The 12,965-nt window shown below is 57.8% G+C and carries 17 protein-coding genes; 11 read left to right on the forward strand and 6 right to left on the reverse strand.

Features of this window, described 5'->3' with window-relative positions:
• Positions 1 to 139: 139 nt before the first annotated feature.
• Positions 140 to 1,138: an ATP-binding protein gene (locus LOY55_RS13580; RefSeq protein WP_109784709.1), complete on the forward strand. Its 999-nt coding sequence runs from the start codon at positions 140 to 142 to the stop codon at positions 1,136 to 1,138.
• On the forward strand, positions 1,120 to 1,812 hold the full coding sequence (locus tag LOY55_RS13585; RefSeq protein ID WP_258668317.1) for a VWA domain-containing protein: 693 nt from the start codon (positions 1,120 to 1,122) through the stop codon (positions 1,810 to 1,812). The genes LOY55_RS13580 and LOY55_RS13585 overlap by 19 nt, the downstream gene beginning before the upstream one ends.
• A 59-nt stretch (positions 1,813 to 1,871) precedes the next feature.
• Here the strand turns inward: LOY55_RS13585 and LOY55_RS13590 are convergent, their stop codons facing one another.
• The 3 genes from LOY55_RS13590 to LOY55_RS13595 all read right to left on the reverse strand — a co-directional run bounded on the left by LOY55_RS13590 (position 1,872) and on the right by LOY55_RS13595 (position 4,287).
• Positions 1,872 to 2,567, reverse strand: a complete 696-nt coding sequence (locus LOY55_RS13590; protein WP_258668047.1) for a hypothetical protein — start codon at positions 2,565 to 2,567, stop codon at positions 1,872 to 1,874.
• The gene (locus LOY55_RS31175; RefSeq protein WP_408980997.1) at positions 2,474 to 2,935 is read right to left on the reverse strand and encodes an MBL fold metallo-hydrolase; all 462 of its coding nucleotides are present in this window, start codon (positions 2,933 to 2,935) and stop codon (positions 2,474 to 2,476) included. Before LOY55_RS31175 ends, LOY55_RS13590 begins: the two co-directional genes overlap by 94 nt.
• Before the next feature lie 128 nt (positions 2,936 to 3,063).
• Positions 3,064 to 4,287 carry an NADH:flavin oxidoreductase/NADH oxidase family protein gene (locus tag LOY55_RS13595; protein ID WP_077430248.1) on the reverse strand — a complete coding sequence of 408 codons (1,224 nt, stop codon included), beginning with the start codon at positions 4,285 to 4,287 and terminating at the stop codon, positions 3,064 to 3,066.
• A 77-nt stretch (positions 4,288 to 4,364) separates the two neighbouring features.
• Between LOY55_RS13595 and LOY55_RS13600 the strand changes: the two genes are divergently transcribed.
• Positions 4,365 to 4,775: a MerR family transcriptional regulator gene (locus tag LOY55_RS13600; RefSeq protein WP_046027445.1), complete on the forward strand. Its 411-nt coding sequence runs from the start codon at positions 4,365 to 4,367 to the stop codon at positions 4,773 to 4,775.
• Here LOY55_RS13600 and LOY55_RS13605 read toward each other — a convergent pair.
• Positions 4,766 to 5,023, reverse strand: a complete 258-nt coding sequence (locus LOY55_RS13605; RefSeq protein WP_046027444.1) for a DUF2790 domain-containing protein — start codon at positions 5,021 to 5,023, stop codon at positions 4,766 to 4,768. The two genes, LOY55_RS13600 and LOY55_RS13605, sit on opposite strands and share 10 nt — an antisense overlap.
• Before the next feature lie 63 nt (positions 5,024 to 5,086).
• A complete protein-coding gene (locus tag LOY55_RS13610; protein ID WP_258668048.1) occupies positions 5,087 to 6,634 on the reverse strand; it encodes an MFS transporter in 1,548 nt (515 codons plus the stop codon).
• Between the two features lie 103 nt (positions 6,635 to 6,737).
• Here LOY55_RS13610 and LOY55_RS13615 point away from each other — a divergent pair, with 103 nt between their 5' ends.
• Positions 6,738 to 7,604, forward strand: coding sequence for a LysR family transcriptional regulator (locus LOY55_RS13615; protein ID WP_258668049.1), 867 nt, complete (start codon positions 6,738 to 6,740; stop codon positions 7,602 to 7,604).
• A 66-nt stretch (positions 7,605 to 7,670) separates the two neighbouring features.
• Here LOY55_RS13615 and LOY55_RS13620 read toward each other — a convergent pair whose 3' ends face one another.
• Positions 7,671 to 8,114: a thioredoxin family protein gene (locus LOY55_RS13620; protein WP_109784713.1), complete on the reverse strand. Its 444-nt coding sequence runs from the start codon at positions 8,112 to 8,114 to the stop codon at positions 7,671 to 7,673.
• Between the two features lie 332 nt (positions 8,115 to 8,446).
• Here LOY55_RS13620 and LOY55_RS13625 point away from each other — a divergent pair, with 332 nt between their 5' ends.
• The 7 genes from LOY55_RS13625 to LOY55_RS13660 all read left to right on the forward strand — a co-directional run bounded on the left by LOY55_RS13625 (position 8,447) and on the right by LOY55_RS13660 (position 12,837).
• A complete protein-coding gene (locus LOY55_RS13625) occupies positions 8,447 to 8,695 on the forward strand; it encodes a type II toxin-antitoxin system Phd/YefM family antitoxin (RefSeq protein WP_046027440.1) in 249 nt (82 codons plus the stop codon).
• Positions 8,685 to 8,966, forward strand: coding sequence for a type II toxin-antitoxin system RelE/ParE family toxin (locus LOY55_RS13630; RefSeq protein ID WP_077430244.1), 282 nt, complete (start codon positions 8,685 to 8,687; stop codon positions 8,964 to 8,966). Before LOY55_RS13625 ends, LOY55_RS13630 begins: the two co-directional genes overlap by 11 nt.
• A gap of 414 nt (positions 8,967 to 9,380) precedes the next feature.
• On the forward strand, positions 9,381 to 10,229 hold the full coding sequence (locus LOY55_RS13640) for a transporter substrate-binding domain-containing protein (protein ID WP_077430243.1): 849 nt from the start codon (positions 9,381 to 9,383) through the stop codon (positions 10,227 to 10,229).
• A 52-nt stretch (positions 10,230 to 10,281) separates the two neighbouring features.
• Positions 10,282 to 10,944 (forward strand): amino acid ABC transporter permease, encoded by a 663-nt coding sequence (locus tag LOY55_RS13645; RefSeq protein ID WP_109784714.1) that lies wholly within the window; start codon positions 10,282 to 10,284, stop codon positions 10,942 to 10,944.
• A gap of 8 nt (positions 10,945 to 10,952) precedes the next feature.
• Positions 10,953 to 11,615: an amino acid ABC transporter permease gene (locus tag LOY55_RS13650; protein ID WP_109784715.1), complete on the forward strand. Its 663-nt coding sequence runs from the start codon at positions 10,953 to 10,955 to the stop codon at positions 11,613 to 11,615.
• Positions 11,612 to 12,403, forward strand: coding sequence for an amino acid ABC transporter ATP-binding protein (locus tag LOY55_RS13655; protein WP_109784716.1), 792 nt, complete (start codon positions 11,612 to 11,614; stop codon positions 12,401 to 12,403). Before LOY55_RS13650 ends, LOY55_RS13655 begins: the two co-directional genes overlap by 4 nt.
• A 44-nt stretch (positions 12,404 to 12,447) precedes the next feature.
• A complete protein-coding gene (locus LOY55_RS13660; protein ID WP_046027435.1) occupies positions 12,448 to 12,837 on the forward strand; it encodes a RidA family protein in 390 nt (129 codons plus the stop codon).
• Positions 12,838 to 12,965 lie beyond the last annotated feature (128 nt).

Genomic DNA, 12,965 nt, shown 5'->3' on the forward strand with positions numbered 1-12,965 from the left:
CATGATCGTTCCCACGCTCTGCGTGGGAATGCCTCAACGGACGCTCCGCGTTCGGCTCTGGGGGCGCAGAGCGTCCCATGCTGCATTCCCACGCGGAGCGTGGGAACGATCACATCACCGACCACAAACGAGACCCGACATGACCGACACCCCGCATTTCCCGTTATCCGCCGTGGTCGGCGCCGACGACTTGAAGCTCGCCCTGTACCTGACCGCCATCGACCCGAAAATCGGTGGCGTACTCATCGAAGGCCCTCGCGGCATGGCCAAATCGACCCTGGCCCGTGGTCTGGCAGATCTGCTCGCCAGCGGTCAATTCGTCACGCTGCCGCTGGGTGCAACCGAGGAACGACTGGTCGGCACCCTCGACCTGGATGCGGCGCTGAGCGATGGCCGTGCGCAATTTTCCCCCGGCGTACTGGCCAAGGCTGACGGCGGCGTGCTCTATGTCGATGAGGTCAATCTGCTGCCCGATCACCTCGTGGACCTGTTGCTTGACGTCGCCGCCAGCGGCACCAACCTGATCGAACGCGACGGCATTTCCCATCGGCATTCGGCGAAATTCGTACTGATCGGCACCATGAACCCGGAAGAGGGCGAGTTGCGTCCACAACTGCTCGATCGCTTTGGCCTTAACGTTGCGCTCAGCGGCCATACCGCACCGACCGAGCGTGGTCAGATCATCCGTCGACGACTGGATTTCGACAGCGATCCGCAACAGTTCTGCGCGCAGTGGGAACATCAACAGCAGGCGCTGCGCGAACGCTGCGAGAAGGCCCGTAGTCTGTTGGCGAGCATCCCCCTCGACGATCAAGCGCTCGCACTGATTACGGAGCGCTGCTTTGCCGCCGGGGTCGATGGCTTGCGCGCCGACCTGGTCTGGCTGCGCGCCGCCCGCGCCCATGCCGCATGGCAAGGGGCGAACGCGATCACCGAGGACGATATCGACGCCGTCGCCGACTTCGCCTTGCGTCATCGTCGCCGCGAGCAAACACCGCCGGCACCGCAATCCAGTCAGTCACCGTCTGCGCAACCTCCCAACCCGAGCGAAGGCCAGGGCCAATGGGGAGACATGCCGGCCCAGGCGTCGCCGGTCGGCGCCCGCCGTGAAGTGCCGAGCTGGCCAAAAAAGCCTTAGGCATTCGCCCTCGATCTGATGCGGGGGCGAATGCCAGACCCCGCGCAGGACGGCTGGACAACGGCAAGCAAGGCAAGCGTCACGCCGCACGCAGCGGCTCGATCAATTGGCCCGGAACCTTGCTCAACGGCCGGCCACGTCAATGCAGCGATGTACTGTTCCATCTGCGCACGCGAAGCGCCCATGAATTGTGGCTGGTGATCGTCGATGCGTCGGCTTCGACGCGGCGTCATCAAGCATTAAGCGATGCCAAGGGTTTGCTGGCGCAATTGTTCGACGATGCCTATCGCCAACGTGCGCGACTGGCGTTGCTGACGGCCAGCGGCAATGTGCCGAAATGGCAGGTGCAAGGCTTGAAAGCCTCCAGCGGTTTGCGTACCTGGCTTGATGGGCTGGGTGCAAGCGGCGGCACGCCAGTGTTGGCGGCGCTGGAAGAGGCCGGGCGTTGGCTGGTGGCACGGAAAATACGCTTCCCCGCGGAGCAGCAGCGAGTGTTGCTGCTGACCGATGGACGATTGAAAGAGTGGTCAGTTCTGCCTGCTCTGGATTGTCCCATTTTGCTGGTGGATATCGAAAGAGGAGCGATTCGACTAAACCGGGCTAGACGGTTGGCAAGTGACTTGTGTGCCACTTATTTGCATATCGATATCCCGGAATCTCCCATTGTTTTCTGAGGGTAAATGTTCGGGGCGGCACCACTGATGGGCGATCAGTGGTGTGGGGACTCGCAGATCTAAATAAAGTTAATCAGCCCATCCAAAATGGAACCGGTAGCTTGGGTTTTGATGGTTACGGATTTTTTTACTACTTCGTTAGTGTAGTAGCAATTAACTCGGTGTCGATCGAGCAAATCAATTACTTCGTTGTGTGGGTGTGGGTCATTCGAAGTGCCGAACTTTCGGTTGTTATGGCTGATAATTGCATGACAAGGTTTAATGGCGAGCATTGCGTTGTTGGAAATATTTTCTCTACTGCCATGATGTGGGACTTTTAGAAATCTCGCAGATATGTCGGTTTTTTCTTCGATCAGCCGTTCAAATACCGAGTTGTCTGCATCACCTGTAAATAACCAGTCGCCGCTGTCGTGCTGGTGTTTGAATACAATGCTGGCTCGGTTGGAGTTCAACTTTACGTGCCGGGAGACGTAGTAATCTATATTGTTTTTTGAGGCGCCGGCGAGTGACTCACTGAGCGTGATGAAAAATAAATGCACGAATTTTCGCGCAAAGAACCCATACTCCAATTGGCTTTCGATGTGGCGTTGCAAAACCAGTGGTGAGACATAGTTAATTATTTCTTCTCTCGGAAGCTCTATTCCATATTCCGAAAGTATAGTCAGCGCTTGTTCGATGGACGTTTCGGAGGTTGGGAAGTCGTCGAAAATTTTTTCGGGGTGGCGAGGGGGTTCAATATGGTTGCGTGGGTGCACAAAGTATCTCCCTGTGCGACCAACTGCGGGTGCAAGGTGCTGATCAACTTCCAGTTCGGCTGTTTAAGTTTTTCAGTGGTGTGTTTTTTTAGATAGCCGTATATTTTTGTTATTTCAGGAAGATAGTAGGGGATATAAGTGTGGAAAATTTCTATTTTTTTTGACTTTAATAGTCGCGGAACCCCACCGATATGATCTTCGTGTGAGTGGGTGATTAGTAACCGATAAATACCTGGGCTCAGTATGTTTTCAATATTCGCCTTGGCGGGACCTGTGTCTATTAGAAGCGGTGGATCGCTTAAATCACAACCTTGTCCTGGATTCAGAATAAAGGCGTCGCCTTGACCTACGTTTATTACAGTTAGCATTGTGAACACTCGGCTTCCATGGCAAATGATGCGCCTCGTCTTCCGGATTGCGATATTGGGAGTGCAAAGTATCGTCCCGGGCGGGCAGAGAGACGATACTAATATGCCATCATCGTGTCTAGCTCAGGTTACTTACTCATCGCCTGACGATACTGGCGAGTCCGTCGGCTGATGTACAACTGGTCAAGAATCAATGCCCACAGCGCCGATACCTGCGGCTGAGGCTTACGCCCGCGGCTGAGTCGCTTGAGCTGAAACTTCACCACCGCCATGTTCGCCAGCGCGGCCAATGGTTTGCGTTTCCAGCGGATCGGCGGCAACTGCGGGTGACTGTTCTGACCTTGGCGCCACTGTTTGACCAATTGCGGTTCGACGGCCATCGCCGTGCCAATGCCGGCCATGGCGATGCCGCTGTCGAGCACCTGCTCCACGATAGCCAGACGCCGGATGCCGCCGGTTACCATCACCGGCATGTTCGCCACACTGGCCAGTTCACCGGCCATTTCCAGAAAGTAGGCTTCGCGCGCCAAGGTCCGGCCGTCGCGGGCTTCACCTTGCATCGCGGGGGCTTCGTAGCTGCCGCCGGAGAGTTCCAGCAGGTCGATGCGTTGCTCATTGAGCCACCGGATCACCTGACGGGCATCGTCGGCATCAAAACCGCCACGCTGGAAGTCGGCGGAATTGAGTTTCACTGCCACACAAAACTGCGGCGATACCGCCTCGCGAACGGCGCGGACCACGTCCAGCAGCAAACGCGCGCGATTTTCCAGTGATCCGCCCCAACGGTCGGTCCGCTGATTGGTCAGCGGCGAGAGGAACTGGCTGAGCAGGTAACCGTGCGCCGCATGGATCTGCACGCCAGTGAACCCGGCCTTTTCGGCGAGAGCTGCGCTGGTGGCGAAGCGGGTGATCACCTCGCTGATATTGGCCTCGGACATGGGTTTGGGCTCGGCAAACATCTTCGAAAAGCCCCCCAGGTCCAGCGCCACCGCCGACGGCGCCAAGGCTTGTTGGCCGAGGTTGGCCATGGTCTGGCGGCCGGGATGGTTCAATTGCACCCAGAAATGCGCACCACCGGCCCGGCCAATGGTTGCCCACTGACGGAACTGTTCGATATGCCGTTCGTCTTCCAGCACCACGCCACCGGGGCCGGTCATGGCGCGGCGATCGATCATGACATTGCCAGTCAGCAACAGGCCGGCTTCGCCCTCGGCCCAGGCCTGATACAGCTGAAACAAGGCGCGTGACGGCCCTTGGCCGGTATCGGCGAGGTTTTCTTCCATCGCGGCTTTGGCGATACGATTACCGACGGTCTGGCCGTTGGGCAGATTTAACGCTTGGAAGGGCGACATGCTTGACTCCTCATCAGTGAAGCGTAGAGGCTAAGCTTAAAGTTAACTTTAATGTCAAGCAGTCAAATGAGGCCGTGATGAAAATTGGTGAATTGGCGCAGTTAAGCGGCTTGAACGCTTCGCGAATCCGGTTTTACGAAGCTCAAGGGTTGATCAGTCAGGTGGCGCGCTCGGCCAATGGCTACCGGCGATACTCAGAGCAGGCCCTGCAAACACTGATGATTATTCAGTGTGCCCAACAGGCGGGGTTCAGCCTCGAAGAGCTGAAGCAGTTATTACCTGACACCGTAACGGGCGAGTTCAAGCGCGATGAACTGGTGGCGGGGCTTGTGCGAAAAGTCGAGCAGATCGAAGAAATGCAACTTCACCTGGCCCAGAGCAAGGCGAAGTTGCTGGGGGTGATCGAAAGCATCGAAGTGCGACCCGAAGGGATAGCCTGTGATGCGAATGCCGAGAGGGTGCTGGCGTCGCTCAAGCATCAGTTCTGATCGATGCATGAATCACCGTAAGCCTGGTAGCGCAGGACATGAGTGGCGCCCGTGGTGTCGACATAGGTCATCTCCCGTGGGCCGATGCCGCAATAATCGCCGTTGGTGATGTTGATGACCCTGGCAATGTTCAGCGATTTCGAATAGCTGTAGTCCTCGACGTTCGAGGGGCTGGCGTTGTCGGCAGAAGCAGCGGCGGCAGTGCCGCTCAGGGCAATCAGACACAGCGCGGACAGAAGGCTTTTCATGATGGGGCTCTCGTAGTGGCTACTGATCAATTTCAGTGGCAGTACGACGAACCCCGTACGGGTTTATTCCAGGCTCAGGGAGAAGTTTTTTTGCACCGGAATCGGATTGCGCATCAGCGTGCCCACCACCAAGGCACACAGCAGCGCCACCAGCCCGGCGACGCAGAGCAACAGACTGAAGCCGCCGACAAAGGCCTGACGCGCCAATGGCTCGACCACTGAGCGTGCAGTTTGCGGTAGCAGGTTCATGGCCGCCGCCATGTCACCGGCAACTACCCGCGAAGCAATGCCTTGTGCCTGGCTGAGCCACACCACGCCTTGAGTGGAAAGGCTGTCGCGCAACAACAGTTCGGTATGACTGGAGAGCAGCGCGCCGTAGACACCGATGGCCAGCACGATGGCGCTGAAACGCATGGTGGTGCTCATGCCCGACGCCATGCCAGTGCGCTCGCGGGGTACGCACGCCATGATGTTCTTTTGCGTGTCGCCATTGAGCAGCCCGGCACCCGCGCCGGTCACGGCAATCGCCAGGGCAAAGGGCAGGTAGCCGCCACTGCTGACCGCCCAGGCACTGAGCAAGTTGCCGCTGCCGACGAGCGTCAACCCGGCCGCCATCAAGGTGGCAGGCGAATAACGGCCGGCCAGTCGCGCTCCGATGCGTGGGCAGATCAGCATGGTCAACGCAAACGGCAGCATCCCCAGCCCCGACGCAATCGCCGAAAAGCCCAAGCCGTTTTGCAGGTAAAACGGCAGCAAGGTCATCATCACTTGAGCGCAACCGGCGTAGGCAAACATGCCGAGCAGTGCGCCGATAAAACGCGGATGCTTGAACAATTGCAGGTCGACCATCGGACGCTGTTGCATCCGCTCAATCACCACGAACAGCCCCAACAATAACGCGCCGCCGATGAGCCGGACGTAAGTGGTCGGGTTGTTCCAGCCAATCCGGTTAGCCTCGATCAACCCCCAGATCAGGCACAACAAACTCGCACTGAATGCCAGGCTGCCCCAGGGATCGAGGCGTGCGGATTGGGAGTCTCTGGATTCCGGCACGGTGCGCCAGACCATGACCATCAAGAACACGCCAATGGGCAGGTTGAGGTAAAAAATCCAGCGCCAGCCGATGTATTCGGTGATCAGCCCGCCGACCGTCGGCGCCGCGGTCATCGCCACCCCCATGCACGCCCCCCAGAACGCCCAGGCTTTGGCCCGATCGACTTCATCGTGAAAGGTGTGGCCAATGGAGGCCAGTGCCGAGGTCAACAACAGTGCCGCGCCGACGCCTTTGATCGCCCGCGCAATATCGAGGAACAACGCGTTGGGCGCCGCACCGCACCCGAGGGACGCAAGAATGAAAATGCCCAGGCCCCAGAGCAGGGTTTTCTGCCGGCCAAAGCGGTCGGCAATGCTGCCCGCCGGCAGTAGCAGGGCGGCGAACGCCAGCATGTAGGCGCTGACGACCCATTCGATGTCGGCAAAGTTTGCGCCCAGGTCCCGTGCGATGGTCGGCAACGTGACCGCGACGATGTTGGTGTCCAGCACGATCAGCGAGCAGACACCTGAGGCTGTGAGTAACGTCAGTCGCGGGCTGACCTTGGGTTTGACGGGCATGACCGGAGCTCTTTACTGTGAGGGGCCATGCAGCTTATCGCCAGCAGGGGCTTGCTTTGTTAGGCATGGACCGTCAATTCATTACCTTTGGGCTAACGCACTAATGGAAATTCGCCATTTTCGCTATTTTCTGGCCGTTGCCCGGCAGCGCAATTTCACCCGCGCCGCCGAACATTTGGGCATCGCGCCGCCGACCTTGAGCCGACAGATCCAGGACATGGAAAGCGAACTGGGGGCTCGGTTGTTCTTGCGCCAGCAGCGTGACGTGAAGCTGACCGAGGCGGGCGTCGCGCTGGTGATCGAGGCCGAAGCCACCGTGCGCCAATTCGAATGTGCACAGCGCAACGCACAGCGGGCGGGGCGTGGCGACATTGGTCATATCGAACTGGGTTACGTGGCCTCGGCGGTGTTCGGCGGCGTGCTGCAAAAACAGGTGCAAGCCTTCAGCCGCGAATGCCCCGACGTGAGTCTGAATGTGCGGGAAAGCCCCATGGCCACGTTGCCGGCCATGGTGCTCGATGGTCGATTTGACATGGGTTACGTCCGTTCGCCCATGACGCTGCCAGAGGGGCTGGACGAGATCCGCCTCAACGCAGAAGGTTTTGTGCTCGCGGTCTCGGCCGAGTCCTGGCTGTGCCGTTTGCCGGACATCGGCCCGCAACATTTACAAAACGAGACGTTCATCCTGCCGGAACAAATCACCGGCACCTTGCAAGTGGCCGCCCAAGGCGGCTTTTCGCCGACCCTGGGGGCGCAACCGGGCGGGTTGGTGGCCGTGATTGCCTTGGTGTCGTTGGGGCAGGGCGTGGCAGTCGTGCCGGAATCGGTGGTCGGCCACGTCGGTTTGCCCGGCGTCCTGTATCGCAAGATAAGCGGCTGTGAAGCGACGTCCTGGCTGTCGCTGATTTATCGTCGCTTCGAGAAATCGGCGGCGGTGGTGAGGTACATCGAGCAGGTCAAACATTCCTGAGCACGACAACTTCGCGAGCAAGCTTGCACGCGATAGCGTCCTGTCAAACACCACTATTGCCAAGCCTTAACACCCGGCTCGACGATTCAACCGCTCAAAGGCCCGAGGCACGGTACACAATCTGCGCAACGTCTGGCGCAACCATGCCAGATCGTGACTCGGCGCCTGACGCACATATCGCGGCCTGAGCCTGCCGACGTGGTGGGCGAAATCCTGCTCCAGGGTCTCCTGAGAGCCAATGCCCTTGAGTTTCTTCCTCAATCTCCCGTCCTTGAAAAACAGCACCGTCGGCGTACCCGTAACGTTCGGATGCCGAGGTGATTCGCTGGTGTTCAACACGTAGATATTCGCGTGATGGCGATAGCGCTCGGCAACCTGGCGAAAGATCGGTTCCGCCCATTCGCAGGCCGGGCAGTGTTCGTTGCCGAAATACAGGATCACAGGACGCCAGGTTTTCAGTGCCTTGCGATACACCGGGGCCAGCGATGTCAGGTGGGTTGTCGAGCTCATTGAAATCTCCTTTTCACAACGACCATCGAGGGTTTGTCGACGGTAAAGGAGGGAAGTGGGGTGGGTCTACTGTCAGAAATTACAGGTGGGAAACTTCTTACGTTGTCTCGGAAGTTGCGCACGGTATTACACGATTCTCTCGACGGAGATCTCAGAAATCCAGATGCGTATGACGTGATACTTTTTGTGCAATCGAGAACAAGCACTGTTCAGGATCTGTAATGAGACACCCTTGCCTTGGGGGCGTGAAATTTCTCTCAAAAGGATGGAGCTCAGATGCGCTTTAGAGTGCTATTTTTAGCGTCTCTAAAAGCACTCATAGGAACAAATTCATGACACATATCGTGCTTTCGCAAGTCGTGGCGAGCATCTCCGAGCTGAAAAAAAACCCGATGGGTACGGTTGCTGCCGGTGGTGGTTTATCTGTTGCGATCCTCAACCGTAATGAGCCGGCTTTCTATTGCGTTCCCGCCAAGGAGTACGAAGCGATGATGAGTCGTTTGGAAGATTTGGAGTTAATCGCTCTTTGCAAAGAACGAGAGAACGATCCCACCATAAAGGTTTCAATTGATGACCTATGAGCTGGAATTCTCTGAAAAAGCGTGGAAAGAATGGCAAAAGCTGGGGGGCAACCTAAGGGAGCAGTTCAAAAGGAAGCTTCAGGAGCGACTGCTTAATCCGCATGTTCCCGCAGACCGGCTAAGCGGGCTTGGAAATGCTTACAAGATCAAGCTACGTGGTGCTGGATACAGGATGGTTTATCGAGTGAAGGACGAGGTGTTGATAGTGACTGTCATCGCCGTGGGGAAACGAGAACGGGGCGATGTTTACAAAAATGCAGGCGATCGCTGACGGGAGCAGTCTGAAGGCTTATTCCGAAAGGGATGTGCGCCGACGGAGACTCTGTACTCGTAGATGCCAGATGCCCTGATTGATCGTGGAAGAAAATGTGGAGTGTAGGGCACGCAATACTTTGCCCTTCTCGATTCCTCCAAGAAAGAATGCATTATTAGTCAGCACCGTTTTGGCTCACCGACATCCCAGATGTGAACCAGATACCCGCCAACTGTGGCCAACGGTAGCGCTCCCTTGATCGTACGTTCCGTAACACTCTTGCCGTGCTTTCGCACATCCATTTGATTCAAAACACTTTTCAATCTCCCCAACATTCCCTCCACAACCTGTGGCACACTTTCTGCTGTCTATTCCGCTGTTACATACTCGTGTCCGGTATAGCGGAATAAACATCACCCTGGAGTGCTTGCCATGCATCGCCGACCTTCCTTGTTTAAAGCGTGTGTTTTCCTTTTCGCCGCGTCTGCCTCTGTCATGGGCATGGCCCAGGCAGCAGACAGCAAGCTCGATAGCGTGCTGGCCCGCGGGAAATTGATTGTGGGCACGGGCAGCACCAATGCGCCGTGGCACTTCCAGGGAGCGGATGGCAAGTTGCAGGGGTTCGATATCGATATCGGGCGGATGATTGCCAAGGGGTTGTTCAACGACCCGACCAAGGTCGAGTTCGTGGTGCAGTCTTCCGATGCGCGGATTCCCAATCTGCTGACCGACAAGGTCGACATCAGTTGCCAGTTCATTACCGTGACCGCCAGCCGTGCGCAGCAGGTGGCGTTCACCTTGCCGTACTACCGCGAAGGCGTCGGCCTGCTGTTGCCGGCGAACAGCAAGTACAAGGAAATCGAAGACCTCAAGGCCGCTGGCGACAGCGTGACCGTGGCGGTGTTGCAGAACGTGTACGCCGAGGAGTTGGTGCACCAGGCACTGCCCAAGGCCAAGGTCGATCAGTACGACAGTGTGGATTTGATGTACCAGGCCGTGAACTCCGGCCGTGCCGATGCCGCCGCCACCGATCAGTCGTCGGTCAAATACCTGATGGTGCAGAACCCTGGCCGCTATCGCAGCCCGACTTACGCCTGGAGCCCGCAAACCTACGCCTGCGCAGTCAAACGTGGCGATCAGGACTGGCTGAACTTCGTCAACACCACCTTGCATGAAGCCATGACCGGCGTCGAGTTCCCGACCTACGCGGCGTCGTTCAAACAGTGGTTCGGTGTCGAGCTGCCGTCGCCGGCCATCGGTTTCCCTGTCGAATTCAAATGATCCCGTGAGAGCGGGGCGCCTGTAACGCGCCCCGCTCAAGGTACTGCTGACCATGAACTATCAGTTGAATTTTGCCGCCGTGTGGCGCGATTTCGACACCTTGCTGGCGGGGCTCGGTCTGGGCCTCGAACTGGCACTGGTGTCGATCGCCATCGGCTGTGTGATCGGCCTGATGATGGCGTTTGCTTTGCTTTCGAAGCACCGCGCATTGCGGGTGCTGGCGTCGGTGTATGTGACGGTGATCCGCAATACGCCGATTCTGGTATTGATTCTGTTGATCTACTTTGCCTTGCCGAGCCTGGGCATTCGCCTGGACAAGATCCCGTCGTTCATCATCACGTTGTCGCTGTATGCCGGGGCGTATCTGACCGAAGTGTTCCGGGGTGGCTTGCTGAGTATTCCCAAGGGGCTACGCGAGGCCGGGTTGGCCATTGGCCTGGGCGAGTGGCAGGTCAAGGCGTACGTCACCGTACCGGTGATGTTGCGCAATGTGCTGCCGGCCTTGTCGAACAACTTCATCTCGCTGTTCAAGGACACCTCTCTGGCCGCGGCGATTGCCGTGCCGGAGCTGACCTATTACGCGCGCAAGATCAATGTCGAGAGCTACCGGGTGATTGAAACCTGGCTGGTGACCACGGCGCTCTATGTTGCGGCCTGCTACCTCATTGCCATGATGCTGCGTTACCTCGAACAGCGTCTGGCGATCCGCCGATAGGAGGCCCCATGTACGAATCCCCCAGTTGGTTGAATGAGTTATGGGTGGCCCGCGAAGTGTTGTGGCAAGGCTTTTTGACCAGCGTGCAGGTGTCGGCACTGGCCATTTTGCTGGGCACGATGGTCGGCATTGTCGCCGGCCTGGTGCTGACCTACGGCAAGTTCTGGATGCGCGCGCCGTTTCGTTTTTATGTCGACCTGATTCGCGGGACGCCGGTATTTGTGTTGGTGCTGGCCTGCTTCTATATGGCGCCGGCACTGGGTTGGCAGATCAGCGCGTTTCAGGCCGGTGCCTTGGGTCTGACGCTGTTTTGCGGCTCCCACGTCGCCGAAATCGTGCGCGGTGCGTTGCAGGCATTACCCAGCGGGCAGATGGAAGCGAGCAAAGCCATCGGCCTGACGTTTTATCAGGCCCTCGGGTATGTGCTGTTGCCTCAGGCGCTGCGGCAAATCCTGCCGACCTGGGTCAACTCATCGACCGAGATCGTCAAGGCGTCGACCCTGTTGTCGGTGATCGGTGTGGCCGAGTTGCTGCTCAGCACGCAGCAGATCATCGCCCGGACCTTCATGACCCTGGAGTTTTACCTGTTCGCCGGATTTCTGTTTTTCGTCATCAACTACGGCATCGAATTACTCGGCCGGCACATTGAAAAGCGGGTGGCCTTGCCATGACTCAAACTTCCAACATACAAAACGGCCAGGCCCTGCTGGACATTCGCGGGCTGCACAAACAGTACGGCAAGCTCGAAGTGCTCAAGGGCGTAGACCTGAGCATGCAGCGCGGCAACGTCGTCACACTGATCGGCTCCAGCGGCTCGGGCAAAACCACACTGTTGCGTTGCGTGAACATGCTCGAAGAGTTTCAGGGTGGGCAGATCATGCTCGATGGCGAGTCCATCGGTTATGACGAGGTCAACGGCAAGCGTGTGCGCCATGCGGAAAAAGTCATCGCCCGTCATCGTGCAATGACCGGCATGGCGTTCCAGCAGTTCAACCTGTTCCCGCACCTTACGGCGTTGCAGAACGTCACGCTGGGTTTGCTCAAGGTCAAGAAGCTGCACAAGGACGAAGCGGTCGCGCTGGCGGAAAAATGGCTGGAGCGCGTCGGTTTGCTGGAGCGCCGTGATCACTATCCCGGTCAGTTGTCCGGCGGTCAGCAACAGCGCGTGGCGATTGCCCGGGCGATTGCGATGAACCCGAGCCTGATGCTGTTTGATGAAGTCACCTCGGCGCTCGACCCTGAGCTGGTCGGCGAGGTGCTGAACGTGATCAAGGGCCTGGCCGACGAAGGCATGACCATGTTGCTGGTCACCCACGAAATGCGTTTTGCATTCGAAGTTTCGGACAAGATCGTTTTCATGAATCAGGGGCGCATTGAAGAGCAGGGGCCACCCAAGGAGCTGTTCGAACGCCCGCAATCGCCGCGTCTGGCGGAATTTCTCAAGAACACGCGTTTCTGATTTTTTTCAGAAGCATTTTCACTTCTCAATCAGGAGAAACACTCATGAGCATTACTCGTTACGGCACCGGCAGCACCGCCGGTGGCGGCCAGCCCCGTCCTTTTGCACGCGCCGTTGAAGCCGATGGCTGGCTGCATGTGTCTGGCCAGGTGCCGGCGCTGGATGGCGAAATCATTGTGGGTGGCATTGTCGAGCAGACTCACCAGACCATGAAAAACCTGATCGCGATTCTCGAAGAGGCCGGTTATGGCCTGGAAGACGTGGTGCGCACGGGCGTATGGCTGGAAGACCCACGGGATTTCTGGAGCTTCAACAAAGTGTTTTCCGAGTACTTCAGCCCCGAGCACGCCCCGGCGCGCGCGTGTGTGCAGGCGAACATGATGGTCGACTGCAAGGTTGAGATCGACTGCATCGCGTACAAGAAAAAGGCCTGAACCGAGGTGACTTCATCGCGGGCAAGCCACGCTCCCACATTGGATCTCCAGTGTTCACACAATCCCTGTGGGAGCTGGCTTGCCAGCGATGACGGCCTAACGGTCACCGTTGCACTCTGGGTAAACTT

Origin of the sequence: Pseudomonas sp. B21-040 (assembly GCF_024748695.1) — a bacterium.
Lineage (GTDB): Bacteria > Pseudomonadota > Gammaproteobacteria > Pseudomonadales > Pseudomonadaceae > Aquipseudomonas.